Raw genomic sequence first — 24,810 nt, forward strand, 5'->3', positions numbered from 1 at the left:
TCTTGTCGCCGAGCCGGATCAATGGTCCTGCCATCGTGCGTCTCCTTGTTGTCGATGCCGTGCGGGCTCACGCCGCAACCGCCAGCAGTTCCAGCTTCAATTCCTTCATCCCCGATGGGACGTAGATCGAGATCGATTGCGCCTGCAGCATGCGTTCGACCATGTGGCCCTTGGCGTCGAGCATGAAGTAGCAGGTGTCGGGGCGCACCGGTACGGCGGCGGGCAGTTGGGGCGCGTACTGGAGGCGCACGCCGGGCAGGGCGGACAGCACGCATTTCTCGACATCGTCGGGCGCGCCCACCTTGAAGCGCAGCGGCACCATGTCGACCAGTTCCAGCGCCGGCATGTCGGCCGAGACGGCGATATAGAAGGTGGTCTTGTCGTCGATCTTGCCCGAATCGAGCATGCCGTGATGGTAGGAGGGACGCACTTCGCTCAGTGCGATGGCGAAGTACTTCGAGGAGATGACGGTATCCAGCAGTTCGCGCACGATCTGGTTCAGCTTGAGGAACGATGGACCTGGATCGGCGTGTTGATAGGTCGGCAGGTCGGAGAGCGTCCAGCTCTTGGAAAAGGTCATCAGCGCACCGGCCACGTTGAGCAACTGCTCGTACAGGCGCTCCGGATGCAGGTTGGGATGGTTGACGTAGTGCGCCAGCGTGGCGCAGGCGGAGCTGGCCGTGTGCAGCAGCCAGAACGAGGACATGTCGCCGGAACGGAATTCGATCACGTTGCGGCTCGGCTCGCGCTGGTGCCCGACCAGCGCGCCCACCTTGGCGTGCAAGGCGTCGAGCAGGCGCCGCAATTGCAGGAGCAGCGTCGGCGCCGCGCCGATCGCGAGGCTCGGTGCCACGAAGCCCTCGTCCAGCTCGAAGCCGCCGGATGCAGAACGCCGGACGCGCAGCAGAGGAAAGTGGATATACGGATCGCGCGGTTCATGCTCGGCAACGAGCCGCACCGTCTTCCTGAGGTAGGACAGCTGGGCCGGTGCTGCCTGCGTGTACAGGTCGGGTGTTTCCTCGTTCGATTGCACGAAGCGGGCCGTGTTCACGGCCTGGCCGGGCTGGGCGAAATTGCCGCTGAACGGTTTCAGGCCGGGCAGGGCGGCGTAGTAGGTGATGGCCTGGGGCGACGCTTGCTGCTGTTGGCCCTGCTGGCCGAGGTCGATGATATCGGGCAAGTCGTCCATGCCCGGCGCATCGACCAGTTCGCCATCCTGGAAGCGCAAGGCAAGGTCGAGGATGCGCAGCACACCGCTCGCCAGCGCATCGCGGTCGACCTGCAGGCGCTCCACGCCCCAGGCATACGGATGCACGACATGGATGCTGCGGTGCAGGCGATGTTCGTGGTACTGGTCCTGGCGCTGGAAATGCTGGGGTCGCAACAACAAGCCTTCACCCCACAGTACTTTGCTGCTCATACACTTGCCTCCTGTCGGTGCGCAAGATCCATTGAGTGTTTGATCGAAAGTAACCAAACAACCATAGCGCGCCGCGCGTGCTTGTGGCTCTTAATCACATGCACTCTTGCTGCTGCTCAAAATCCAGCGTAGGCCGCGACCAACGAACTGTTTTTTCGTGCGGGGCTATGTAAAGATGCCGGTTGGCATCAGCATCGGACCGACACACTGGACCGCCATACCGGCCAGTCACAGCGTTCATGAAGGAGAGACGATGAAGGGTTTTACGCCTGGATTGATCGACCGCTTGCTGGGCACGCCGATGCGCGGTCCGGGCGGCCCCAGCATGATGCGCATGTCGGCGGACGATTTGAAGGACGCGGTCGCACGCGACCTCGAAGCCCTGCTCAATACGCGCTCGACGATCCAGGAAGATGCGCTGACGGCGTATCCGGAATGCAGCCGCTCGATCGTCACCTATGGTCTGAACGACTTCGCCGACCGTTCGCTGTCCAGTCCTTCCGACCGCGCCCATATCTGCGCCTGCCTGGAGCGCGTCATCGCACAGCACGAGCCGCGCCTGCGCAATGTCAAAGCCTTGCTCGAAATGCGCGAGGACAGCGTGAACCGCCTGCGCTTTTCGATCACCGCGCTGCTGGTCGCCAATGCATCGCAGGAACCAGTCAACTTCGATGCGGTCCTGCAGCCGTCGACGCTCCAGTACAGCATCAGCAAGCCGGTCCGTGCCGCGCTGGCGGCGACTGCCACGGCGTCGCTGCCGACGGGAGCCTGAGCTTGGAACAATTGCTGCCGTACTATGAGCGGGAGCTGGCCTGGCTGCGCCGCAACCTGCGCGATTTCGCCGAACGCTATCCGAAGATCGCAGGGCGCCTCCTGATCAGCGGGGAAGTCTGCGAAGACCCGCACATCGAGCGCATGATCGAGTCGTTCGCCCTGCTCAACGCGCGCATTGCCAAGCGCCTCGACGACGACTATCCCGAATTCACGGAAGCCCTGTTCGAGGTACTGTACCCGCACTACCTGCGGCCTTTTCCTTCCTGCTCGATCGCCCGCTTCGACATGGCGGCCGCCGCCAGCCAGCAGACGGGCGCCAGCACGATCGCCCGCGGCACCGAGCTGACCACGCGTCCCGTGCGCGGCGCGGCCTGCATCTTCCGCACCGTGTATCCGGTCGCGGTGGCGCCGCTGGCCCTTGCCGATGCGACCTTCGCGTCCATCATCCGCGCGCCGGAAGCGGTACGCCTGCCCGAAGGCGCCGTCGCCGGCATCAGCCTGCGCATCGCCGCCACCGCGGAGCAGGCGACGCCCGCCACGCTTGGCCTGCCGCGCCTGCGCCTCTTCATCGATGGCGAACCATCGTTCTGCGCCGCCCTGCGCGATGCCCTGTTCATGCGTCCCGTGGCGGCCTATGCCGAAGCAAACCAGGACGGACGCTGGGCAAGGCTGGACGCCATCCCCGTACTGGCTGCCGGCTTCGACGATGCGGAAGCCCTGTTCGACTTCCCCGAGCGCTCGCATCCGGCCTACCGGCTGCTTACCGAGTACTTCTGCTTTCCCGAGAAATTCAACTTCTTCGACATCGACCTGGCGGCGCTGGCGCAGGCGGTGCCGCACGGCAGCCGGACGATTACCCTGCACCTGGCCTTGAGCGGCATCCGTTCGGACTCGAACACGGCGCGCATGCTGGAGACCCTGACGACCAACAACGTCCTGCTCGGCTGCACGCCCGTCATCAATTTGTTCCGCCAGCGCGGCGAACCGATCCGGCTGACCCATACGAGCGCCAGCTACCCCGTCCTGGCCGATGCGCGCCGCGCCTTCGCCTACGAAGTACATGCGATCGACGCCGTCAACCTCGTGCGCCAGACGCCGCAGGGAGAAACGATCGTCGCCTTCCGTCCGTTCTACTCGCTCGAGCATGCGCAAACGCCGGAGCAGGACGGCCATTACTGGGTGATGCAGCGCGACGAGACGCTGGCCGAAAAGAGTCCCGGCTTCGAAACCCAGATCGCCATCGTCGACATCGACTTCGACCCGGCCGCGGTCGAGACGCAGACGCTGAACATCGAACTGACCTGCACCAACCGCGACCTGCCGGCGATGCTCCCGTACGGCCAGCGCGGCGGCGACCTGTTCCTCGAAGGCGGCTCCAGCGTGCGGGCCATCAGCTTCCTGCGCAAGCCCAGCGCGTCGCTGCGTTTCGAGAGCGGACGCGGCGCCCACTGGCGCCTGATCTCGCACCTGTCGCTCAACCACCTGTCGCTCGCCGCCGGCGGCGTGGCGGCCTTCCGCGAGATGCTGGCGCTGTACGACTTGCCGCGCTCGCCGTCGTCGCAGCGCCAGATCGGCGGCATTGCGGCGATCGCGCACAAGGCATGCAGCGCCTGGCTGCCTGGCAATCCGTTCGCCTGCCTCGTACGCGGCGTGGAGGTACGCCTGACCATCGACGAAGAAGCCTTCGTCGGCAGCGGCATCCACGTGTTCGCCCACGTCGTCGAACGCTTTCTTGCGCTGTACGTGCATGCCAACAGCTTCACTCGCCTGGTCATCGTATCGAAAAAAACGGGAGAGGAGTTACTGTCATGTTTGCCAAGAAGCGGCGATTTGAGCCTGCTGTAATCGAGCGACTGTTCAGGGAACCTTATCGCTTCGAGTACTTCCACGCGGTGCGCGTGCTGGAAATCTGGCTCAAGCGCCACGGCCTGGCGCGCCAGGGCCGCCAGGCCGACCTGCTGCGCTTCCAGAACACGACCTCGCTCGCCTTTCCCTCCAGCCAGGTGGCCGCCGTCCAGGCCGAACCGCGCGGCATTGCGCCCGACGCGGCGGCGCTCGGGGAAGCGCTGCGATCGGCCACGCTGGAATACGTGCGCATCACGCCCGCCTTCATGGGCCTGCTGGGCGGGAACGGCGTGCTGCCGGCGCATTACACCGAGCGCATCGCGGGCCACCAGCAGCAACAGGCCGACGACGGTCCGCGTGCCTTCCTCGACACGTTTTCGAATCGTTCGCTGGGCCTGTTCTACGAAGCCTGGCGCAAATACCGGCTGGCGCTGAAATACCAGCTCGACGGCAAGGACGGTTTCCTGCCCTTGCTGCTCAGCCTGTCCGGACTCGGTCCTCCCTCGCTGCGCGCGCGCCTGCAGGGCAAGGAAGACGGCGAAGTCCTGGACGAATCGATCGGGTACTTCGCGGCCGCGCTGCGGCACCGGCCCGCATCCGCCGCGCAGATCGCGCGCGTCCTGTCGGCCTACTTCGGCCAGCCGATCGCCGCCGAACAATTCATCGGGCACTGGTACGACGTGCCGCCGCAACAACAGACCACGCTGGGCAACCCGAACGCCGTGCTGGGCGCCGGTGCCATGGCCGGCGGGCGCGTCTGGCAGCGCGACCTGCGCCTGCGCCTGGTGGTCGGCCCGCTCGACGGTCCGCGCTTCGATGCCTTCCTGCCCGGAGGACTGGCGGCCCGTGCCCTGAAGAGCATGCTGTCGCTGTTTACCGGCGTGGCGCTCGAATACGAGGTCGAACTCGTTCTGCTCGGCACCGCCGTGCGCGGCACGGTACTTCCGCAGGGGGAGGGCGAACAGGGCGCGAAACGCCTCGGCTGGGATGCCTACCTGGTCACCGAGGCGCAGACGCGCGACCGCAACGACGTGTGCTACCAGCTCGATTTTTCCTGAACGGCGCCGCACCCGTCTCAGCAATCGACGGCGCACGGATCGTCGAACAGGCCGCGCCCATGCCAGCGCGGACGCGCAGGATCCGCGCCCTGCGCCACGGCCCTGGCCGCATGCGCCGGCCTCAGGCGGCGCAGCACGGCCGGGAAGGCCCGGCAATAGGTCGACGCGATGCCGGCCAGGCGTGCCAGCTGGCGGTATTCGACCGCATGCCCAGGCGGCACCGCATCGAGCACGCGCACCACGCGCTCGCGCCAGTCGTCGGACCAGGCGGGCAACAGGCGGCCGAGATCGCGCACGCGGTCGCCGGGACGGATCTCGCCGCCGGCGAGGACGCGTGCCAGCACGCCGCGCCGCGTCCCGAGCGCACGCGCCAGGCCGCGCCGCTGCAGATCCAGCCTGCCGCAGGCTTCGCACTGGAACATCAGGCGCAACAGCACGTCGCGGCCCACCTGCAGCACGGTGCCGGAAGCCAGATGCGCGGTGTCGATGTCGAGCAGCAGGTTCTCGCGCAGCGCATGCGCGGGCAGGTCCAGGTCCGCATAGGCCGCGCGGCCGGCCAGCAGCAGCTGGCGCGGCGACAGCGGGTCGGCATGGACGTCGCCGTCCAGGCCATGCGCGGCCAGCGCCAGTACGCGCTCGCTGCGCTGCGGAAGGAGGTTGCGGGCCGGACGAATGGCCAGGGCGTCGATCGAGGCGATATGCATGCGGGTCGTTTCGATGATGGGAAGAGGCTGCCTGTAGCGTTGGTCAAGCGAACTCGCCGGAAGTTCGGTCGCACATGTTGATCGCATCGATAACGCGACAATTCGATTTCATCGACATTGCAGACTGATTCCGCGACGATTTCACGGGAGGCCGCATGAAACCGCATCCCCGGATATTCCTCTGGTTCATGGTGCTGCTGCTCGCCGCGTGCGGCCACGACCACGACGACACCCAGGCCGAGCGCGCCCACGTCAGCATCGTCGAGCACACGCCCGGATCGACGCCCTTCATCCGCACGCTCGTCCTGGGCATGGAGCGTGCCGAGGACCTGGCCCGCATCTCGTACACCATCACGCCGAAGCCCGGCACCCACTCGAAACCCGTCGCCGTCGCCTACGAGCGCGCCTGGCTCGATCGCAGGAACGCCTACGTGGCCGCCTCCCGCCGCCTGTCGCTGCCCGTGTTCGGCCTGTATGCCAACCACACCAACATCGTGGCCGTCGACATCGCGTTCGCCGACGGCTCCGTGCACCACGCGCAGGTGACGATGGAAACCCCGGCCCACACGGCGGCCGATGCATTCTACGGCACGCCGACGATCCGTACCGCGCGCACCGGCGCGCCGCTGCCCGGCCTCGATTTCATCGAGATCCACAGTGCCGTGACCACGCCCGTCGTCATCGACAGCGACGGCAACCTGCGCTGGGTGGCCACCGGCCTCTACAACTCCCTGTCCACCCTGTTCAGCGCCAACGGCTTCTTCGTCGGCAGTCCGGACGCGCCCCTCCTGTACCGCATGGAGCTGGACGGCGCACTGTCCTCCACGCCGCTGGCCGCGCCGACCTTCACCAACTTCCATCACGACCTCGTCGTCGGCAAGAACGGCTTGCTGGCCGAAGTGGATGCGCTCGACAACGGCGTGGCGAACCTCGAGGCCATCCTGGCCGAACTGAGTCCGTCCGGGCAGGTACTCAAGCAGTGGAACATGGCGCAGATCTTCCGCGACGCCATGCTGGCCGGTGGCGACGACCCGTCCAATTTCGTGCGCGACGGCCTCGACTGGTTCCACATGAATTCCGCGATCTACAGCCGTGCCGACGATGCGCTGTACGTCTCCAGCCGCGAGAACTTCGTCGTCAAGCTGGACTACGAGACGGGCCGCATCCTCTGGCTGCTCGGCGACACCAGCAAGCACTGGTACACCTACCCGTCACTGCGCGCGCTGGCCCTGCGCACCATCGGCGGCAACCCGCCGGTAGGCCAGCATTCGCTGTCGCTCGATGCCGACGGCAAGCTGCTGCTCTTCAATAACGGCTCGGCCAGCTTCAACCATCCGGCAGGGACACCGGCAGGCGTGACGATCCCCTATAGCGCGCCGGTCAAGTATGCGATCGACGATAGCAAGCGCACGGCGACGGCAACATGGACGTTCGAGCATGACCGCAACATCTTCTCCGACATCTGCAGCAGCGTGTTCGATACGGGCAGCGCGACCTACCTGGTCACGTATTCCGTGACCGAATCGCGCACGCATGCACGCCTGGTGGGGCTCGACCAAGCCGGCAACGTCGCCTTCGACTTCGACTACCCGACCACCAACTGCTCCACGGCCTTCCTGGCGAAACCGTTCCCGTTCGACGCCCTCTCCCTCGAGTGAGGAAGCCACCGGTCCCTCTGGAGGATCAGGCAAAAACCTTCCAGCATCCGGCAACGGCAGGACCATCCTGCGCCGGATACTGGGTGCTCCTTCAACGCACATCGGGAGCACACCATGAACAACGATACCAACAACAACGCCAACGACGGCGCAAGCAAGATTGCCATCGTCACCGGCGCCAGCCGCGGTCTTGGTCGCAACACCGCGCTGCACATCGCCCGTCGCGGCGGCGACGTCATCGTCACCTACCAGCAACGGACGGACGATGCCGAAGCGGTGGTGGCGGAGATCCGCGCGCTGGGCCGCAAGGCGCTTGCCCTGAGGCTGGATATCGGCGACACGGCCGGTTTCCCGCTGTTCGTGGAAAACGTGCGTGCCGGCCTGCGCGACGTCTGGCAGCGCGACCGCTTCGACCACCTCGTCAACAATGCCGGCCATGGCGACATGGCCCTGATCGAGGAGACCACCGAAGCGCAGTTCGACAAGCTGGTCGACGTCCACTTCAAGGGCGTGTTCTTCCTGACGCAGGCCCTGCTGCCCCTGCTGGCGGATGGCGGCCGGATCGTCAATCTGTCCACAGGCCTCACCCGCGTCTCGTATCCGGGATTTGCCGCCTATTCCGCGGTCAAGGGAGCGGTGGAAGTGCTGAGCGTCTACCTGGCGAAGGAACTGGGCAAGCGCGGCATTGCCGTCAACACGGTGGCGCCGGGTGCGATCGAGACCGATTTCCTCGGCGGCGCCGTGCGCGACATGCCCGACCTGAACCGGGCGTTCGCCGACATGACGACACTGGGACGCGTCGGCATGCCCGACGACATCGGTCCGATGATCGCCAACCTGTTGAAAGAGGATAACCGCTGGATCAATGCCCAGCGCATCGAGGTCTCCGGGGGCCAGACCATCTGACGCCGGTGGATCGACCGTTGATGCCGTATCAGGCCGCCGCGTGCATGCGGCTGTACGCGGCCGCGACCTCGCGCACGGGCGGCATCCCGAACATGCGCCCGTACTCGCGCGTAAATTGCTGCACGCTTTCGTAGCCGACCGTGAATGCCGCGTTGCTGGCATTCACGCCGTCGGCCAGCATCAGGCGGCGCGCCTCGATCAGGCGCAGCTGCTTCTGGAACTGCAGCGGCGACAACGACGTCACGGCGCGGAAGTGCTGGTGGAAGGCGGAGGGGCTCATGCCCGCCACCGCGGCCAGCCGCTCGACCGGCAGGCGCTGCGCATACTCGGCGCGCAGCAGCGCCACGGCACGCGCGATGCGGCGCACGCGGCTGTCGGGCAAACCCAGCCGGCGGATCGCCGCGCCATGGCGCCCGGCCAGCAGCCAATAGTGGAACTCGCGCACGAGCGATCCCTGCAGTACCGGCAGCGAGGCCGGCCGCTCGAGCAGGCGCATCAGGCGCAGCGCGGCATCGGCAACGTGGCTGTCCGTCGTCTCGATCTTCACGGGCGTGTCGTCGCCCTGCGCGATCGCCGCCATCTCCGTCGCCAGCTCGGCGATGACGGCCGGATCGAGGTCCATCACCAGCGAATAATAGGGCGCGGCCAGGCTCGCTTCCACGATCTGGCTCACCGTGGGCACGTCGGCCGTGATCAAGAGCGAATCGCCGGCGCGGAAGGTGAACGATTGCTGGCCCATGGTGACGTGCTTGGCACCCTGCAGGACCAGGCACACGAGGGGACGCGGGATCTGGTAGCTCAGTTCGGTACGCGCCGTCGCACGGATGGCGGTAAGCCCGGTGATCGGGGTGCGGGCGGCGCCGTCGGCACCGGCATGAACGTCCGCATGATGGCGGACTGCATCGAGGAGGGAAGTGTCCATGCGGTCCATGGTAATCCCCCTCCATGCGCAAGGAAACTGCCAGGAACGGAAATGGGAGGATCAGGCAAAAAGCGGAGAGATTCCGGCCAACGGGACGAACGTCCCGGTGGCAGATGCCGTGACGGCAATCCCGACGTCAAACGGACGGCGCCGGTAAGCCGGTCGCCGTCCGTCGGGGTTGGCGGCTGCGGGGAACGCCGCAACCGCCGGGGACTGCGGATCAGTGCACGGCAACCGCGGCAGCCGGAGCGGCTGCGGCGACCTGGGCGTCCTTGGCGTCCTGGGCAACCGGCGCAGGCAGGGCTGCGGCGGGCACGGTCGCCGTGGCGGCGATCTCGGCAGGCGTTGCCTTGCCGGCGGCGTCCAGCGTGAACGCCTTCAGGCCCAGGTTGCTGCTGCTGTACTGGCGGATCTGGTTGGCGTACACGGCGTCGCCGTTCAGCTTGCGGCCATAGGACGGCACGATCTCCTTCATCTTGGCCTGCCATGCCGGCGTCTTGAGCTGGTCGCGGAATGCCGACTTCTCGAGCACCTTCATCATGATCGGGGCAGCCGTCGACGCACCCGGCGACGCGCCCAGCAGCGCGGTCATCGAACCGTCGGCGGAGGCGACCACTTCGGTACCGAACTGCAGGATGCCGCCCTTCTTCGGATCGTCCTTGATGACCTGCACGCGCTGGCCGGCGTTCTGCAGGGTCCAGTCTTCCATCTTGGCGTTCGGCAGGTAGTCGCGCAAGGTGGCCAGGCGCTCTTCCGGGGTCAGCATCACCTGCTGGACGAGGTACTTGGTCAGCGGGATATTGTCCCAGCCAGCCTGCACCATCGGACGGACGTTACCGGTATTCACGGCAGCCGGCATGTCGATCCAGGAACCGTTCTTGAGGTACTTGGTCGAGAAGGTCGCGAACGGGCCGAAGAGCAGCGCCTGCTTGCCATTGATGATACGGGTGTCGAGGTGTGGGACCGACATCGGCGGCGAGCCGACCGAGGCCTTGCCGTACACCTTCGCCCAGTGCTGCTTGATGACTTCCTGGTTGGTCGTCACCAGCCACTGCCCGCCGACCGGGAAGCCGCCGTAGCCCTTGGCTTCGGGGATCTGGGTCTTTTCCAGCAGCGGCAGGGCCGCGCCGCCGGCGCCGATGAAGACGAATTTGCTGCGCACGGTCTTTTCGGTGCCGTCGGCCAGGTTCTTGACGGTGACGTTCCAGATGCCGTCGTCGCCGCGCTTGATGTCCTCGACCTGGTGGCGCAGGCTCAATTGCATACCGGTGTCGGTCAGGTGCTTGACCATGCTGCGGGTCAGCGTGCCGTAGTTGACGTCGGTGCCGATGTCCATGCGGGTGGCGGCCACTTTCTGGTTCTTGTCGCGGCCATTCATGACCAGCGGCGCCCAGGTACGGATCTGTTCCTGGTCTTCGCTGTACAGCATGCCCTTGAACAGGTTTTCCTTCTGCAGGGCGGCGTAGCGCTTGCGCAGGTAGTTGATATTGTCGTCACCCCACACGAACGTCATGTGCGGCACGTTGTTGATGAAGGTGCGCGGATCGCCCAGGTATTTCTTCTGCACCTGGTAGGCCCAGAACTGCTTCGACACTTCGAACTGTTCGTTGATGTCGACGGCTTTCTTGGTCTCGATGCTGCCGTCTTCCTTCTCCGGCGTGTAGTTCAGTTCGGCGAAGCCCGAGTGGCCGGTACCGGCATTGTTCATCGAATCGGAACTCTCGGCGCCGACGGCGTCGAGGCGCTCGACCATCTGGATCTTCAGGTCCGGTTGCAGTTCCTCGAGCAGGGTGCCGAGCGTGGCGCTCATGACGCCTGCGCCGACCAGCAGGACGTCGACCGGCTGGTCCGAAGCGGGAGGCGTCTTGCTGCACGACGCGAGGGCGAGGCTGGTGAGTACGACGATCAGTGATTTACGCATGATGGATTACAAAAAAATAGTGAGTGACACGATCAATGGCTCCCATGCCGGCACATTTCCATGGTCCCCCTTGGGAACATGGAAATGTGTCGCGAAGAGCATGCGGCGGATCCTGCTTTCATTGGCTGGGAAAGCATCCGGCGGCACGACGCGGAAGGAAGGCGACGTCGCAGCGGGTGCTGGGCTGCGACAGGAGGCGAGCGAAAGAAGATGTGCACATTACTGAACAATCAGCCCGGCAACCCTTCCTCTGCATCCATTGAGTGGACGATATGCCCCTAAGGACAGGCGAATTATATTCATCCAAATATCTTCGACGAAAATTATATTTCCGAATAACAGGTATAAATTACGTTTTATATCTTATAGATGAGTCGCGTCATTCATATTGAACATGCGTTCATGGCGCGTCTATTTGTATCCAAACCTGGGCATTTGCACAAATATTGCATGCGGGCCTCCCCGTTGCTTGTGCTTTTCGTTCCTGCGACGGTTCTGTCGCACTGCCTGCCCGAGCCCCTGCCGCCAGTAGGGATACTCCTGTCATCGCGCTTAAAAGCTTCGGATCGAGGCCGATACCGGTGCGTCGACGCCAGTTCGTCGTGCTTGCAGGCGTGCAAGCCTGCGTCGCCGCGTCCGCAGTTCACGTAGAGTCGGCAAGGCAGGCTGGGCATACAGAGCCTTCCCATGACCCCCTTGCCCAGCCATTCGGAGACATGACGCATGAAACGAACCAAGCAGGACCTGCTGTTTGCCGCCGGCGTGCTGGGCGTATTCGGTGCGGGGGTCGCCGCGGGACGGCTGCTCGCGCGATCGCACGCTGCCGACGCGATGCTTCCCCGTGCCAGCCTGCTCGATACGCTCGCCGTGTCGCTCGACGTCGTCGCGCCGACCATCGCCAAGGGTGTGATCATCCGCCGTCCGCCGGTGGTGGCGCTCGCCGAACGCCTGGAACTGGACCGGCGCGCGGTGCGGCGCTTGCAGGCGCTGCGCGCCAAATACGGCTCCGGTCCGCTGATGCTGCGCCTGCCGATCCGCCGGCAGGCCGTCGTGCTGGCGCCCGAGCACGTGCGCCGCGTGCTCGACGAGACGCCGGAACCGTTCGCCGCCGCCAGCAGCGAAAAGCGGGCCGCGCTCGCGCATTTCGAGCCGCAGGGCGTCCTGGTATCGCAGGGCGCCGAGCGCGCCGACCGGCGCCGCTTCAACGAGGGCGTGCTCGAGCACGAACGCGCGGTGCACCATCTGGCGGACAGCTTCGCCGCGAAGATCGGCGAGGAAGCGGCACGCATCATGGAGCGGGCACGCGCACGCGGCGAACTGGACTGGGACGCCTTCGCTTCGGGCTGGTATCCGCTCGTGCGGCGCGTGGTGTTCGGCGACGGCGCCCGCGACGACCAGGAACTCAACGACATGACGGTGCAGTTGCGCAAGGCCGCGAACTGGGCGTTCCTGCATCCGCAGAAGCGCGCCGTGCAGGCCCGCTTCTTCGCGCGCATCCGGGACTACCTCGACCGCGCCGAAGCGGGCAGCCTGGCCGCCGTCGCCGCGCGCATGCCGACGACCGGCAAGACGCAGCCCCACCAGCAGGTCCCGCAATGGCTGTTCGCGTTCGATGCCGCCGGCATGGCGACGTTCCGCGCACTGGCCCTGCTGGCCAGCCACCCGCACCATGCCGAGCGCGTGCGCGCGGAGTTGCACGAGCGGAGCGAGCGGCGCCACGACCTGCCCTTGCTGCGCGCGACCGTGCTGGAAGCGCTGCGCCTGTGGCCGACGACGCCCGCCATCCTGCGCCAGACGACCGTCGCCACCGACTGGGAACGGGGCAGGATGCCCGCCGGCACCGGCATCCTGCTGTTCGCCCCTTTCTTCCACCGCGACGATGAACGCCTGCCGTATGCCGACCGTTTTACGCCCGAATTATGGCTCGATGAGGGGAAGGTAGAGGTCGAACACCGCGATTGGCCCCTGATCCCGTTCAGCGGCGGTCCCGCAACCTGCCCGGCGCGCAACCTGGTGCTGATGCTGACGAGCATGATGCTGGCCGCGCTGGTCGAAGGCAGGTCGTTCCGGCTGGCGCCAGGAAGGGAATTGGATCCGGCGCGCTTGCCGGGTACGCTGGACAATTACCGCCTGCGTTTCCGCTTCGTCGACTAGGAAAAAGCCGCCACTGCGCTTTGCCGGGCGCTTTTTCCAAGGCCGGGCAACGGCGCGCTGCGCCGCCACATGGCGGCGCATAATCCCTTGGGCTCGCTTCCCCCTCCATCCTCCACCCGGCAGGAGTTGCCATGACTTCGACACATGTGCGTCACGCTGTCACCCTTTCCATCACTTGCTTCGGCATCCTCGCTGGCGGTCAGGCCCTTGCCGCTCCCCTCGAACCGCTGTGGTACCGCACGACGGTCGATACCAGCCGCGACAACGTGCATTTCGCGATCGGCTTCAACCGCGCGCCAGACCTGACCACCCTCGACGCCGCTGGGCGCCAGGTCGACAGTTTCCAGATCTGGACCGACGACAACGGCACGCTGCCCTTCTTCGACGCCGCGCGCGTAGGCTGGGGCGGACTGCCCGAGGGCGGCTCGGCCGTCCTGTCCGTGGCAGCGGTCCCAAGCACCGGCGAACTCGAATACATCAAGGTGCGCTCAAGCAGCTGGCCCGGGCCGTGGTCGGCGAACGGCTGGGGATCGGTGGAAGCGCGCGCAGGCTATATCCTGGGCGCCGACAACGTGTTCAGTTTCGACGTGCCGCTGGGGCTGCTCGCCAATAGTGGGGACGGGCGTTTCTATTACACGCTTGAAACGTACGACACCGGCGGCACCATCTCGTCCAACAACGGCTACAGCGGCTATACCTACGTCGTCGGCGCGGTGCCCGAGCCGTCGATGATGGCCTTGGCCCTGGCAGGGCTGGGTCTGCTGGGAGCAGCGGCACGGCGCAGGCGTTGAATGGTCTTCCGCGGTCGTCCCATGTGCCAACAAGAGGCACATGGGTTCAACACGACGGAATGGTTCGGCCGACGGTGTAGCAAACTGTATTGCTTTGTGTTCGACCTGATTGTTTGTCCACAATCGGGCCGCGTCATCGTGCCGCTTACTCGACCCTTACTCGACCCTTACTCGCCCCTTACTCGCCCCTTACTCGACCGTCACCGACTTCGCCAGATTCCTCGGCTTGTCGACGTCGGTCCCGCGCGCCAGCGCCGTGTGGTACGCCAGCAGCTGCAGCGCCGCCACGTGCAGGATCGGCGACAACAGGCCATAGTTCTCCGGCAGGCGGATCACGTGCAGGCCGTCGCCCGACGTGATGCGCGAATCGACGTCGGCGAACACGTACAGCTGGCCGCCGCGGGCGCGCACTTCCTGCATGTTCGACTTCAGCTTTTCCAGCAGCGCGTCGTTCGGGGCGATCGTCACCACGGGCATTTCTTCCGTCACGAGCGCCAGCGGGCCGTGCTTCAGCTCGCCGGCCGGATAGGCTTCGGCGTGGATGTACGAGATTTCCTTCAGCTTCAGCGCGCCTTCCAGGGCGATCGGGTAGTGCATGCCGCGGCCCAGGAACAGGGCGTTTTCCTTGCGCGCGAATTCCTCGGCCCAGGCGATGACCTGCGGCTCCAGCGCCAGCACCGAGCTCAATGCCACCGGCAGGTGGCGCATCTGCTTCAGGTAGTTGGCTTCCTGCTCGTCCGTCAGGCGGCCGTTCACTTGCGCCAGCGTCAGCGTCAGCAGGAACAGCGCGGCCAGCTGCGTGGTGAAGGCCTTGGTGGAGGCGACGCCCACTTCGACGCCGGCGCGGGTGATGTAGGCCAGCTTGCACTCGCGCACCATCGCGCTGGTGGCGACGTTGCAGATGGTCAGCGTGTTGACCATGCCCAGGCTGCGCGCATGCTTCAGCGCGGCCAAGGTGTCGGCCGTTTCTCCGGACTGCGAGATCGTCACGACCAGCGTGTTCGGGTGCGGGACGCTGTCGCGGTAGCGGTATTCGCTGGCGATCTCGACGTTCACCGGCAGCTGGGCCACCGATTCGATCCAGTATTTCGCCGTCAGGCCGGCGTAGTAGCTGGTGCCGCAGGCCAGGATCAGCACGCGGTCGATTTCCTTGAACACGCGGTAGGCCTGGTCGCCGAACAGTTCCGGCATGATGCCGGTGACGCCTTCGAGGGTGTCGCCGACGACGCGCGGCTGCTCGAAGATTTCCTTCTGCATGTAGTGGCGGTACGGGCCCAGCTCGGCCGCGCCCGTGTGCGCATGCACCGTCTTGACTTCGCGCTCGGCCGGGCGGCCGTTGGCGTCGACGATCCAGTAGCGAGCCAGCTGCAGGTCGACCACGTCGCCTTCTTCCAGGTAGATGATCTGGTCGGTGGTACCGGCCAGCGCCATCGCGTCGGAGGCGACGAAGTTCTCGCCGTTGCCCAGGCCGACGATCAGCGGCGAGCCCTGGCGCGCGGCCACGACGCGGTGCGGCTCTTCGCGGCAGAACACGGCGATCGCATAGGCGCCGTGCAGGCGCTTGACGGCCTGCTGGACGGTGTCGAACAAATCGCCGTCGTACATGTGGTCGACGAGGTGGGCGATGACTTCGGTGTCGGTCTGGCTCTGGAACACATAGCCGAGGGCGGTCAGCTCGGCGCGCAGCTCGTCGTGGTTCTCGATGATGCCGTTATGGACCAGGGCGATGCGCGCATTCTCTTCGCTCGGCGAAAAGTGCGGGTGGGCATTCTTGGTGGCCGGCGCGCCGTGCGTGGCCCAGCGGGTGTGGGCGATGCCGGTGAAACCTTCCAGGCCCGTTTCGCGGACTTGCGTCTCGAGGTCGGCCACGCGCGAGGTGCTGCGCGAACGGGCCAGGTTGCCATCCACGTGCAGCGCGACGCCGCAGGAATCGTAGCCACGATACTCGAGACGCTTCAAGCCTTCGATCAGGATGGGGGTGATGTTGCGCTGGGCAACGGCGCCGACGATACCGCACATGGGACTCTCCAAGAATTTAACTAACGCAACAACTGTAGAACATTCAGGATGAAATAAGCTTTCAGTGCGCAGCCACTTTTGAAATAATATTTCATGCTAAGCTCACGATGAAATATTATTTCAAATACGTCGAAATATTTTATAAAAATGTCAGAAACTACCGAACAACTAGACGATATCGATCGTCGCATCCTGAATGCCCTGCAAATTGATGCCTCGCATACCAATGCAGAGCTGGCTGAACTTGTCCACGTGTCGCAGCCGACGTGCCTGCGCCGGGTCAAACAGCTCACGGAAAACGGTGTTATCGAAAGGCAAGTCGCCATCGTGGCACCGGACAAGGTGGGCGCCAGGCTGACGGCCATCGTCGAGATCACGCTCGACGTGCAGGCAGCCGACCGCATGGAAGAGTTCGAAAACGTCGTCGCCGACGAGGCGGCCGTGCTGCAATGCTACCGGGTATCGCCTGGTCCGGATTTCGTGCTCATGGTGCAGGTGGCGGACATGCCGGCCTACCACGCGCTGGCGCACCGCCTGTTCACCACCCATAGCAATGTACGCAACGTCAAAGCCTATTTCTCGACCTTCCGCAGCAAGTTCGAAACGCGCATCGCCGTCTGACGGCAGTGGAAAACCATCCACATTCATCCACACCCTCCTGTGGATAACCCAGCCGTTCCAGCCATGCCCTTATTCCGGGCGCATACCGACTAGAGGCCGCACCCCGCATCGCACAAGGCTTTGCGGCAACCACCCTCGATACCGGGATGCGGCAGGCTTGTGGATGACTTTGTGGATACCGCTGTGGAAGAGCGGTTGACATCCCTGTGCATAGCCAGTGGAACACCATGTGCACAGACGGTGGACCAGGCTGTGGTTTTCCTGTGCACCTGGCTGTGCTCAAGCTGTGATTTTGCTGGGGAAGAGGTGTTGATACGCTGTGCCCATCCGGTGGACAGGCACAGCGAAGAGGAGGAGGGGGCTTACTTCTTGACCTTGACGGGGCGCTGCCAGTTTTCGACCGTGAGCTGCTTCGGACGCGAAATCGTCAGCTTGCCGGCCGGCGCATTCTTGGTCAGCGTGGTGCCGGCGCCCAGCGTCGCGCCCTTGCCGACGGTGACGGGCGCCACCAGCTGGCTGTCGCTGCCGATGAAGGCGTCGTCCTCGATGACCGTGCGGTGCTTGTTCGCGCCATCGTAGTTGCAGGTGATGGTGCCGGCGCCGATGTTCACGCGCGAGCCGACGTCGGCATCGCCCACGTAGGCCAGGTGGTTCGCCTTGCTGTGCGCGGCGACCTTGCTGTTCTTGACCTCGACGAAGTTGCCGATGTGGACATCCTGGCCCAGTTCGGTACCGGGACGCAGGCGCGCATACGGGCCGATGACCGATTGTTCGCCGACGATCGCCTCCTCGAAGTGGCAGAACGGTTTTACCTGGGCGCCGGCCGCGACCCTGGTGTCGACCAGCACGCAGTTGGCGCCGACGGTCACGCCGTCGCCCAGTTCCACGCGGCCCTCGAACACGCAGCCGACGTCGATGGTCACGTCTCGCCCGCACACGAGCTCGCCGCGCACGTCGATGCGCGCCGGATCCATCAGCGTCACCCCCTGCTCGAGCAGGCGCGTGGCGATGTTCAGCTGGTGGCGGCGCTCCAGCTCGGCCAGCTGCACCTTGCTGTTCACGCCCGCGACTTCCCACTCGGCGCCGGGCTGGCTCGATACGACGGGCACGCCGTTCGCCACGGCCTGCGCCACGATGTCGGTCAGGTAGTACTCGCCCTGGGCATTGTCGTTCTTGAGCGCATTCAGCCAGCCGGTCAGGTGGCGGGTCGGGATCACCATGATGCCGCTATTGATTTCCTTGATGGCACGCTCGGCTTCGCTCGCATCCTTTTCCTCGACGATGCGCACGATGCGGCCGTCTTCGCGCACGATGCGGCCCAGGCCGAAGGGATTGGCCTGCTCGACGGTCAGGATCGCCAGCTTGTCGTTACCAGCGGCCTCGACCAGGCGGCGCAGCGAATCGGCCGTGGTCAGCGGGACGTCGCCGTACAGCACCAGCGTCGGCGCATCCTCGTCGATCTGCGGCAGGGCCTGCATCACGGCATGGCCGGTACCCAGCTGCGGCTGCTGCAGCGCCGTGTCGATGGCGATGCCGGCTTCGCTTCCCCAGCCCTGGACGGCAGTCGGCACCGCTGCGCCGCCGTGTCCGTAAATCACGCATAATTTGCTCGGGTTCAGGCTGAGTGCGGTGTCGATAACATGCTGCAACAGCGGCTTCCCGGCCAGTGGATGCAAGACTTTCGGCAAGGCGGACTGCATGCGTTTGCCCATGCCGGCGGCGAGGATGACTACGTTCATAAGCCGTTCTCAATCGAGTTAATAAAGATGAAAAAGTTTAACACGCCCCTATTACAGCAAACTTCCCTGATCCAGCGCGTGCGCACGCTGTTCCTTATCGGCCTGATGGTGCTCGCGGCCGGCTGCAGCACGATCCGCTTCACCTACAACCACGGCGACACGCTGCTGTACTGGTGGCTGAACGCTTATCTCGACCTCGACAGCGACCAGTCGGACTGGGTCAAGAAAGACATCGATAAACTGTTCCAGTGGCACCGCTCGACCCAGCTGCGCGACTATGCCGGCCTGCTGGGCAAGATGCAGCGCCAGCTGGCCGACGGCAACGTCACCCAGGACGAGCTGCTGGGCGACTACCGCGACATCAAGGCGCGTACCGAACTGCTCGCCTTCAAGGCCTTGCCGGACCTGGCCGACCTCGCCATGTCGATCAAGCCGGACCAGATCGAGCAAATGGAGAAGAAATTTGCCAAGAACAATAACGACTACCGCAAGAAATTCATCAGCGGCAGCGTCGAAGACCGGCAGAAGGAACACTTCAAGAAGACGATGGAACAGTTCAACCTGTGGTTCGGCAGCTTCAGCCGCGAGCAGGAAGCGCAGTTGCGCAAGCTGTCCGATGCGCGTCCGCTCGACGACGAGGTCTTCCTGCAGGAGCGCATGCTGCGCCAGAAGAAGATCGTCGCCACCTTGCGCCGCATCCAGCAGGAAAAGCTGAACAAGGAACAGACGATGTCGGCGGTGCACGGCCTGCTGCGCGACTTCTTCGACCGCATGGACGCGCCGGAACGCAAGGCGTTCTATGACAGCTATGTCGACAGCACGTCGAAATTCATCGTCGCGGCGGTCAAGCTGACGACGCCGGAACAGAAGGCGCATGCACAGAAACGCATGCAGGGCTGGATCGACGATCTGAATTCGCTCGCGGCCGGCAAGTGAGGATGGTGGGCACATGGTGCCCACCATTCAAAAGTCGTCACGCTTTGGCCGTAGGGTGGGCACCACGTGCCCACCATCCCTCCGAAATACCCGCTTCCCTGCATGCTATAGTCCCGCCATGCAAAAGAAGCCCTCCCACTCCTACCCGCGCCGTCCCGGCCCGCCGCAACAAGTCCGCATCATCGGCGGCGACTGGAAACGCACCCCGCTCCCCGTCCTCGATGCCTTCGGCCTGCGCCCGACCCCGGACCGCGTGCGCGAAACCGTCTTCAACTGGATCAACCACCAGATGGATGCCGACTGGAACCAGGCCGACGTCCTCGACCTGTTCGCCGGCAGCGGCGCCCTCGGTTTCGAGGCGGCCAGCCGCGGCGCCCGCTCCGTGACCATGGTCGATACCGTCGGCCCCGTCGTGCGCCAGCTCGAACAGATCAAGGACAAGCTGAAGGCCGACAAGGTCAAGGTGCTGCGTGCGGATGCGCTCGCCGTCGCGCGCGACCTGGCCCAGCGCGGCCAGCGCTTCGACGTGATCTTCCTCGATCCGCCCTACCAGCAGGATTTCCTGAGCCAGGCCTTGCCGCTGTGCGCCGCCCTGCTGAAGGAAGGCGGTCTGGTGTATGCTGAATCCGGCGAACGCCTGCCGTTTCCGGAGCAGCAAGGTGACGACATGCCGGACGAGGTGCCGGAGTGGCTGCAGGGATGGGAGCTCGTGCGCGGCGACAAGGCCGGCATGGTGTACTTCCATCTGCTGAAGCTGGACTGACTCAGTTGCACTAAAACACCGCCTAGCGGTGATAATCTGCTTAAAGTTTAAGCAAACAACGCCCCATTCCGGGGCGGCTGCCGAAATTTCAGGCATAATGCGCGTCTATTCAGGTGCATTTTCCAGGGAGCCGCAATGGTTGTAGCCGTTTATCCAGGTACTTTCGATCCGCTGACCCGCGGCCATGAAGATTTGGTGCGTCGCGCATCGGGTCTGTTCGACACCCTGGTGGTCGGTGTCGCCGACAGCAAGAACAAGAAACCGTTCTTCTCGCTCGACGAACGCCTGGAAATCGCCAACGAGGTGCTGGGCCATTATCCGAACGTAAAGGTCGAGAGCTTTTCCGGCCTGCTCAAGGATTTCGTGCGCTCGCACGACGCGCGGGTGATCGTGCGCGGCCTGCGCGCCGTTTCCGACTTCGAGTACGAATTCCAGATGGCGGGCATGAACCGCTACCTGCTGCCCGACGTCGAGACCCTGTTCCTGACTCCGTCCGACCAGTACCAGTTCATCTCCGGCACCATCGTGCGCGAGATCGCCATGCTGGGCGGCGACGTGTCCAAATTCGTGTTCCCCTCGGTCGACCGCTGGCTGCAGAAGAAGATCGCCACGCTCGCGGCCACGCCGAAAGCATAAGGTTCAATAGATTCACCATGGCTTTGCTGATTACCGACGACTGCATCAATTGCGACGTGTGCGAGCCCGAGTGCCCGAACGAAGCGATTTCGATGGGCGAGGAGTTCTACCAGATCGACCCGCACAAATGCACGGAATGCGTCGGCCATTTCGACGAGCCGCAGTGCCAGCAAGTCTGCCCTGTGGCGTGCATCCCGTTCAATCCGGACTGGCGCGAAACGCGCGAACAATTGCAGGCGAAGTACGAACGCCTGACGGCCGAGAAGGCCGCCTGACCCAGCAACGGCCGCCTCGCGCGGCCGTTTTCTTTTTCACAGTCTGCTGTGGATAAGTTTTCCCGATTTGATTGCGTGCGCAATAGGATCATTCATTGTGCATGCAATCTGTGCGTGCGAACTTGTCCACAGCTGGCGTGCTATGCTGGATTCATGGACGACGACCACGATCCGAACGCTCCCCTGCCGACCTCGGTCGGCGAGAACATCGGGACCATTTCCGAGTTCTACGCACGCCATGAGCAACGCGTGTCGACCACCCAGCGCATCGTCGAGAAAGTGGCGCTGTTCCTCGGCAGCCCCAGCTACGTGGCGGCGAACATCCTGTTCATCGTATTCTGGACTGTCGGCAACCTGATGGCACCGGACATGGGCTGGGACCAGGTCGACGAACCGCCGTTCTTCTGGCTGCAGGGCTTCGTCAGCCTGAATGCCTTCATCATTTCCACCACCGTCCTGATCCGCCAGAACCGCATGTCGGTGCTGGCCGACCACCACGCCCACCTCGACCTGCAGGTCAACCTGCTCACCGAGGAAAAGACGAGCAAGATCATCGAGATGCTGGAGGCCCTGCGGCGCGACCTGCCCGGCGTGCGCCAGCAGGAAGACCCCGAAGCGGAAGAACTGGCCAAGCCGGCCGATCCCGAACAAGTGCTGGATGCGATCGAGCGCGAACACGACGAACCCTATGGCGAAGCGGGCAACCGGTCGCGCGAGCGCCAGGCCGATACCGATTGAACGCTGCGCCAAGCATGATGTTGCCTGTGGGTGATTCTGTGGATAAAGTGGCTGGACATCCACAACACGCAAGGAGACACCCATGATTTCTCGACGCACCGGCCTGAAAGCGCTTGCCGCCGGCTTCATCATCGCCCTGACGCTAGGCCAGCCGGCATTGGCCGCGGTCGACATCGACGGCTACAAGTTCGACGACACGGCCAAGGTTGCCGGCAAGGACTTGAAGCTCAACGGCGCCGGCATGCGCACGAAGCTCGTCTTCAAGGTCTATGCGGCCGGTCTGTACCTGCCCGAAAAGAAGAACAACGTTCCCGACATCCTCAAGCAGGACGGCCCGCGCCGCATCACGCTGCAGATGGCCCGCGACGTCTCGTCCGAGGATTTCGGCAAGGCGTTCACCGATGGCCTCAACGATAACGTCGACAAGGCGGACAAGGCGAAGATCGCCTCCCAGATCAGCAAGCTGGGCGGCATCTTCGCCTCCGTCGAGGGGCTCAAGAAGGGCGATGTGCTGCACATCGACTGGATCCCCGGCACCGGCACCTTATGCGAACTGAACGGCAAAAAGCTGGGCGACACGATCCCGGACCTGGCTTTCTACAATGCGCTGCTGCGCATCTGGCTCGGCGACAGGCCGGTCGACCGTTCCTTGAAGCCGGCCTTGCTGGGCGACGCCAAGTAACTCGCCTCGATTCCCCCTAAAAACGCGGCCCCGGGCAACCGGAGGCCGCGTTTTTTTCGTCCCCATTTTTTTGACTGCGCGATGCCCATTTTTCGGGATGAAGTCGACCTTGTCCGAAACCGGCGCGGCCTTGTACGGCTTCTGTGTTCGAACTGATCGATGATTACCTTTACTAATCCATATCTTCATACCAAATATGAACTTCTCTCATCTATAAGATAACGTCAGTTTTTATACACCGATATGGATACCAAGTTGATTCATTCTCACTCGGACCGCCATACTTCCCTCCTCTCGCACACAGCTCATGTCATTGTCCTAAAACACATCAATATCGTTCATTCGTAAGCTAATGTGTAGTCATCATGCAGTATGGATATTATTCGATATATTCAATGATTCCATGTGCATAGATACATTGTTAAATCTTGTAGGCGAGAAACCGCCGGTCAAACTGGCTAACCGGAAGTCATCCAAGGTGCATGAACTCGGGTCGGGTTTCCCGGCGAAGATGCTGCAAACGGGGTATGACGATGGAGGAGGCGACTACGGCGCCGGCATCTGGAAAGCCGGGTCTTTGCAGCTTGGACGGCGCAGAATGGCGGGAAGTGTTGCCTTAAGGCATAAAAAAAGCGGCGCCGGAAGTCCGGTCGCCGCTTTCAGGGGAGGAAGCGTTTTAAACTGCTAAGATCAGGAGCGCGAACCCACGACGCGGATGTCGGCGCCGCCGGCATCGCCGTCGTTGGCGGCCTGGGTCGGCTGGATCGCCTTGGCATTGCGCAGCTTGCGGCGCGCGGCCAGTTCGTCCTTGGTCAAACGCGGACGCACAGCCAGCACTAGGGCGCGCGCGATACCGACCAGCAGCGGTCGGAAGAACATCAGTATGCCGGCGAGCAGGGTCAGCTGGACCATGCCCGTCAGTACCTGGGTGAAGGGCAGCGCCGTCACCGAGGTTTGGAAGAAAGCATCAGAGAAAGACATGACGTAGACAGACTCAATAATTGATCATCGATTTGTTCGATGTAACTATAGTGCAACGCAACATATAATTCTAATTACGCTTTCTGATAGCCATTATATTGATCGTGAATGAAATGCGGTACACTGGCACCCATTCCCATTTGCTTGATCCAAGAACGGAGTCCCATGAGCTTCCTCACGCTTGATCTGAACCTGCTCCGCGTCTTCGATGCCGTCATGACCGAGCAAAACCTGACACGTGCCGCCGGCCACCTTGCGATGACCCAGCCGGCCGTGTCGAATGCCATCAAACGCCTGCGCGAGAGCCTGGGCGACGAATTGCTGATCCGTACGGCCTACGGCGTCAAACCGACACCGCGCGCCGAAGCGCTGTGGCCGGCCGTACGCCAGGCGCTGGCCGCGCTGGAAGCGGCCGTGATGCCGGAAACCTTCGACGTGTCGAAGGCCCAGGCCACCTTCCGCATGGCCATGGCCGACGCCACCGCCGCGCTGTGGCTGCCCTCGCTCGTGCGTTCGATCGAAAAAGAGGCGCCGGGCGTGAACATCCGCATGGTGCCGCTGACGACGCGCGAACCGCGCCCGATGCTGTTGCGCGGCGACATCGACCTGGCCGTCGGCTTCTTCCCGGGCGTGGCGGCGCAACTGTCGTACGAAACCGGTTCGCCGATCCGCCACGAGCGCCTGTATTCGGGCGAATACGTCGCGGTGATGCGCAAGAACCACCCATTGGCCCAGGGCAAGCTGGATCTCGACGAATACTGCAAGGCGAACCACCTGCTGGTGAGCTTCTCGGGCCGCGCCCACGGCCTCGTCGACGAGGCACTGGCCCAGATCGGCCGCGAACGCCGCATTTTGCTGACCGTGAACCAGTTCTTCACCGCCGGTCGCGTGGTCGCCAACTCGGACCTCGTGACCGTGCTGCCGAAGCACCTGATCGCCTCGACGGGCGCGGCCGATGCGCTGGTGTGGCGCGAACTGCCGTTCCAGCTGCCGGCCGTGCACCTGGACATGCTGTGGCACGAACGCGACGGCCGCAGCCCGGCGCACCGCTGGCTGCGCAAGAATTTGGAAAACATGTCCGCTACGGCACAGAAGATGTTGCCGTCGAAGTCGGAGACGACGGAGCGGATGGAGAAGATCGCGTAAGCGAGCGCCAGCCGAAAAATCGTCGCCCCTGCGCAGGCAGGGGTCCAAGTTCTGCTTGCGCTATCGCTGCGCTTGCAATATTGGGCCCCTGCCTGTGAACTGACCCAGGTTTGTTAGACGG

22 protein-coding genes are annotated in these 24,810 nt (G+C 64.1%); 15 read left to right on the forward strand and 7 right to left on the reverse strand.

Annotation, left to right across the window (positions count from 1 at the left end):
* Positions 1–67 precede the first annotated feature (67 nt).
* Positions 68–1,420, reverse strand: a complete 1,353-nt coding sequence (gene tssK, locus QPK32_RS20430; protein WP_290414637.1) for a type VI secretion system baseplate subunit TssK — start codon at positions 1,418–1,420, stop codon at positions 68–70.
* A 253-nt stretch (positions 1,421–1,673) separates the two neighbouring features.
* On the opposite strand from tssK, the gene tssE reads away from it, so the two are divergent.
* The 3 genes from tssE to tssG are packed head-to-tail and all read left to right on the forward strand — an operon-like array spanning position 1,674 to position 5,097.
* Positions 1,674–2,192 carry a type VI secretion system baseplate subunit TssE gene (gene tssE, locus QPK32_RS20435; RefSeq protein WP_290414638.1) on the forward strand — a complete coding sequence of 173 codons (519 nt, stop codon included), beginning with the start codon at positions 1,674–1,676 and terminating at the stop codon, positions 2,190–2,192.
* A 2-nt stretch (positions 2,193–2,194) separates the two neighbouring features.
* The gene (gene tssF, locus QPK32_RS20440) at positions 2,195–4,039 is read left to right on the forward strand and encodes a type VI secretion system baseplate subunit TssF (protein WP_290414639.1); all 1,845 of its coding nucleotides are present in this window, start codon (positions 2,195–2,197) and stop codon (positions 4,037–4,039) included.
* A complete protein-coding gene (tssG, locus tag QPK32_RS20445; protein ID WP_290414640.1) occupies positions 4,003–5,097 on the forward strand; it encodes a type VI secretion system baseplate subunit TssG in 1,095 nt (364 codons plus the stop codon). The genes tssF and tssG overlap by 37 nt, the downstream gene beginning before the upstream one ends.
* Before the next feature lie 17 nt (positions 5,098–5,114).
* Here tssG and QPK32_RS20450 read toward each other — a convergent pair whose 3' ends face one another.
* Positions 5,115–5,801 carry an MOSC domain-containing protein gene (locus tag QPK32_RS20450; RefSeq protein WP_290414641.1) on the reverse strand — a complete coding sequence of 229 codons (687 nt, stop codon included), beginning with the start codon at positions 5,799–5,801 and terminating at the stop codon, positions 5,115–5,117.
* A gap of 155 nt (positions 5,802–5,956) precedes the next feature.
* Here QPK32_RS20450 and QPK32_RS20455 point away from each other — a divergent pair, with 155 nt between their 5' ends.
* Positions 5,957–7,459, forward strand: a complete 1,503-nt coding sequence (locus QPK32_RS20455; RefSeq protein ID WP_290414642.1) for an aryl-sulfate sulfotransferase — start codon at positions 5,957–5,959, stop codon at positions 7,457–7,459.
* A 114-nt stretch (positions 7,460–7,573) separates the two neighbouring features.
* On the forward strand, positions 7,574–8,365 hold the full coding sequence (locus QPK32_RS20460) for an SDR family NAD(P)-dependent oxidoreductase (RefSeq protein ID WP_290414643.1): 792 nt from the start codon (positions 7,574–7,576) through the stop codon (positions 8,363–8,365).
* A gap of 28 nt (positions 8,366–8,393) precedes the next feature.
* Here QPK32_RS20460 and QPK32_RS20465 read toward each other — a convergent pair whose 3' ends face one another.
* Together QPK32_RS20465 and mqo are read right to left on the reverse strand one after the other, a co-directional pair.
* Complete coding sequence (locus tag QPK32_RS20465; RefSeq protein ID WP_290414644.1) at positions 8,394–9,287, reverse strand: AraC family transcriptional regulator; 894 nt, start codon at positions 9,285–9,287, stop codon at positions 8,394–8,396.
* A gap of 220 nt (positions 9,288–9,507) precedes the next feature.
* The gene (gene mqo / locus QPK32_RS20470) at positions 9,508–11,208 is read right to left on the reverse strand and encodes a malate dehydrogenase (quinone) (protein ID WP_290414645.1); all 1,701 of its coding nucleotides are present in this window, start codon (positions 11,206–11,208) and stop codon (positions 9,508–9,510) included.
* Positions 11,209–11,931: 723 nt separating this feature from the next.
* Between mqo and QPK32_RS20475 the strand changes: the two genes are divergently transcribed.
* Positions 11,932–13,362 carry a cytochrome P450 gene (locus QPK32_RS20475; protein ID WP_290414646.1) on the forward strand — a complete coding sequence of 477 codons (1,431 nt, stop codon included), beginning with the start codon at positions 11,932–11,934 and terminating at the stop codon, positions 13,360–13,362.
* Positions 13,363–13,493: 131 nt separating this feature from the next.
* A complete protein-coding gene (locus tag QPK32_RS20480) occupies positions 13,494–14,153 on the forward strand; it encodes a PEP-CTERM sorting domain-containing protein (protein WP_290414647.1) in 660 nt (219 codons plus the stop codon).
* A 189-nt stretch (positions 14,154–14,342) separates the two neighbouring features.
* Here the strand turns inward: QPK32_RS20480 and glmS are convergent, their stop codons facing one another.
* On the reverse strand, positions 14,343–16,172 hold the full coding sequence (gene glmS, locus QPK32_RS20485; RefSeq protein ID WP_290414648.1) for a glutamine--fructose-6-phosphate transaminase (isomerizing): 1,830 nt from the start codon (positions 16,170–16,172) through the stop codon (positions 14,343–14,345).
* Between the two features lie 147 nt (positions 16,173–16,319).
* On the opposite strand from glmS, the gene QPK32_RS20490 reads away from it, so the two are divergent.
* Entirely contained in the window at positions 16,320–16,793 is a 474-nt protein-coding gene (locus QPK32_RS20490; RefSeq protein ID WP_290414649.1) for an Lrp/AsnC family transcriptional regulator, read from the forward strand.
* 362 nt (positions 16,794–17,155) lie between these two features.
* Here the strand turns inward: QPK32_RS20490 and glmU are convergent, their stop codons facing one another.
* Entirely contained in the window at positions 17,156–18,532 is a 1,377-nt protein-coding gene (gene glmU, locus QPK32_RS20495; protein WP_290414650.1) for a bifunctional UDP-N-acetylglucosamine diphosphorylase/glucosamine-1-phosphate N-acetyltransferase GlmU, read from the reverse strand.
* A gap of 27 nt (positions 18,533–18,559) precedes the next feature.
* On the opposite strand from glmU, the gene QPK32_RS20500 reads away from it, so the two are divergent.
* The 6 genes from QPK32_RS20500 (at position 18,560) to QPK32_RS20525 (ending at position 22,562) form a co-directional block, all read left to right on the forward strand.
* A complete protein-coding gene (locus tag QPK32_RS20500; RefSeq protein WP_290414651.1) occupies positions 18,560–19,468 on the forward strand; it encodes a DUF6279 family lipoprotein in 909 nt (302 codons plus the stop codon).
* Between the two features lie 118 nt (positions 19,469–19,586).
* Entirely contained in the window at positions 19,587–20,231 is a 645-nt protein-coding gene (gene rsmD / locus QPK32_RS20505) for a 16S rRNA (guanine(966)-N(2))-methyltransferase RsmD (RefSeq protein ID WP_290414652.1), read from the forward strand.
* A 135-nt stretch (positions 20,232–20,366) separates the two neighbouring features.
* A complete protein-coding gene (coaD, locus tag QPK32_RS20510; RefSeq protein WP_290414653.1) occupies positions 20,367–20,867 on the forward strand; it encodes a pantetheine-phosphate adenylyltransferase in 501 nt (166 codons plus the stop codon).
* 17 nt (positions 20,868–20,884) lie between these two features.
* On the forward strand, positions 20,885–21,142 hold the full coding sequence (locus tag QPK32_RS20515; protein ID WP_290414654.1) for a YfhL family 4Fe-4S dicluster ferredoxin: 258 nt from the start codon (positions 20,885–20,887) through the stop codon (positions 21,140–21,142).
* A gap of 153 nt (positions 21,143–21,295) precedes the next feature.
* Positions 21,296–21,880, forward strand: a complete 585-nt coding sequence (locus tag QPK32_RS20520; protein WP_290414655.1) for a DUF1003 domain-containing protein — start codon at positions 21,296–21,298, stop codon at positions 21,878–21,880.
* Positions 21,881–21,962: 82 nt separating this feature from the next.
* A complete protein-coding gene (locus QPK32_RS20525) occupies positions 21,963–22,562 on the forward strand; it encodes a chalcone isomerase family protein (RefSeq protein WP_290414656.1) in 600 nt (199 codons plus the stop codon).
* A gap of 690 nt (positions 22,563–23,252) precedes the next feature.
* Here QPK32_RS20525 and QPK32_RS20530 read toward each other — a convergent pair.
* Positions 23,253–23,543 (reverse strand): hypothetical protein, encoded by a 291-nt coding sequence (locus QPK32_RS20530; protein WP_290414657.1) that lies wholly within the window; start codon positions 23,541–23,543, stop codon positions 23,253–23,255.
* Between the two features lie 165 nt (positions 23,544–23,708).
* On the opposite strand from QPK32_RS20530, the gene QPK32_RS20535 reads away from it, so the two are divergent.
* Positions 23,709–24,689, forward strand: coding sequence for a LysR family transcriptional regulator (locus QPK32_RS20535; protein WP_290414658.1), 981 nt, complete (start codon positions 23,709–23,711; stop codon positions 24,687–24,689).
* The last annotated feature ends 121 nt before the right edge of the window (positions 24,690–24,810 follow it).

Source organism: Massilia sp. YIM B02763, assembly GCF_030412015.1.
In the GTDB taxonomy this organism is placed as follows: Bacteria; Pseudomonadota; Gammaproteobacteria; order Burkholderiales; family Burkholderiaceae_D; genus Telluria.

Excerpts from the sequence above, each read along its gene's own strand:
- tssK (WP_290414637.1), bottom strand. The coding sequence starts at position 1,420 with ATGAGCAGCAAAGTACTGTGGGGTGAAGGCTTGTTGTTGCGACCCCAG.
- tssE (WP_290414638.1), top strand. The coding sequence starts at position 1,674 with ATGAAGGGTTTTACGCCTGGATTGATCGACCGCTTGCTGGGCACGCCG.
- tssG (WP_290414640.1), top strand. The coding sequence starts at position 4,003 with ATGTTTGCCAAGAAGCGGCGATTTGAGCCTGCTGTAATCGAGCGACTG.
- QPK32_RS20450 (WP_290414641.1), bottom strand. The coding sequence starts at position 5,801 with ATGCATATCGCCTCGATCGACGCCCTGGCCATTCGTCCGGCCCGCAAC.
- QPK32_RS20455 (WP_290414642.1), top strand. The coding sequence starts at position 5,957 with ATGAAACCGCATCCCCGGATATTCCTCTGGTTCATGGTGCTGCTGCTC.
- QPK32_RS20460 (WP_290414643.1), top strand. The coding sequence starts at position 7,574 with ATGAACAACGATACCAACAACAACGCCAACGACGGCGCAAGCAAGATT.
- QPK32_RS20465 (WP_290414644.1), bottom strand. The coding sequence starts at position 9,287 with ATGGACACTTCCCTCCTCGATGCAGTCCGCCATCATGCGGACGTTCAT.
- mqo (WP_290414645.1), bottom strand. The coding sequence starts at position 11,208 with ATGCGTAAATCACTGATCGTCGTACTCACCAGCCTCGCCCTCGCGTCG.
- QPK32_RS20475 (WP_290414646.1), top strand. The coding sequence starts at position 11,932 with ATGAAACGAACCAAGCAGGACCTGCTGTTTGCCGCCGGCGTGCTGGGC.
- QPK32_RS20480 (WP_290414647.1), top strand. The coding sequence starts at position 13,494 with ATGACTTCGACACATGTGCGTCACGCTGTCACCCTTTCCATCACTTGC.
- glmS (WP_290414648.1), bottom strand. The coding sequence starts at position 16,172 with ATGTGCGGTATCGTCGGCGCCGTTGCCCAGCGCAACATCACCCCCATC.
- QPK32_RS20490 (WP_290414649.1), top strand. The coding sequence starts at position 16,320 with ATGTCAGAAACTACCGAACAACTAGACGATATCGATCGTCGCATCCTG.
- glmU (WP_290414650.1), bottom strand. The coding sequence starts at position 18,532 with ATGAACGTAGTCATCCTCGCCGCCGGCATGGGCAAACGCATGCAGTCC.
- QPK32_RS20500 (WP_290414651.1), top strand. The coding sequence starts at position 18,560 with ATGAAAAAGTTTAACACGCCCCTATTACAGCAAACTTCCCTGATCCAG.
- rsmD (WP_290414652.1), top strand. The coding sequence starts at position 19,587 with ATGCAAAAGAAGCCCTCCCACTCCTACCCGCGCCGTCCCGGCCCGCCG.
- coaD (WP_290414653.1), top strand. The coding sequence starts at position 20,367 with ATGGTTGTAGCCGTTTATCCAGGTACTTTCGATCCGCTGACCCGCGGC.
- QPK32_RS20515 (WP_290414654.1), top strand. The coding sequence starts at position 20,885 with ATGGCTTTGCTGATTACCGACGACTGCATCAATTGCGACGTGTGCGAG.
- QPK32_RS20520 (WP_290414655.1), top strand. The coding sequence starts at position 21,296 with ATGGACGACGACCACGATCCGAACGCTCCCCTGCCGACCTCGGTCGGC.
- QPK32_RS20525 (WP_290414656.1), top strand. The coding sequence starts at position 21,963 with ATGATTTCTCGACGCACCGGCCTGAAAGCGCTTGCCGCCGGCTTCATC.
- QPK32_RS20530 (WP_290414657.1), bottom strand. The coding sequence starts at position 23,543 with ATGTCTTTCTCTGATGCTTTCTTCCAAACCTCGGTGACGGCGCTGCCC.
- QPK32_RS20535 (WP_290414658.1), top strand. The coding sequence starts at position 23,709 with ATGAGCTTCCTCACGCTTGATCTGAACCTGCTCCGCGTCTTCGATGCC.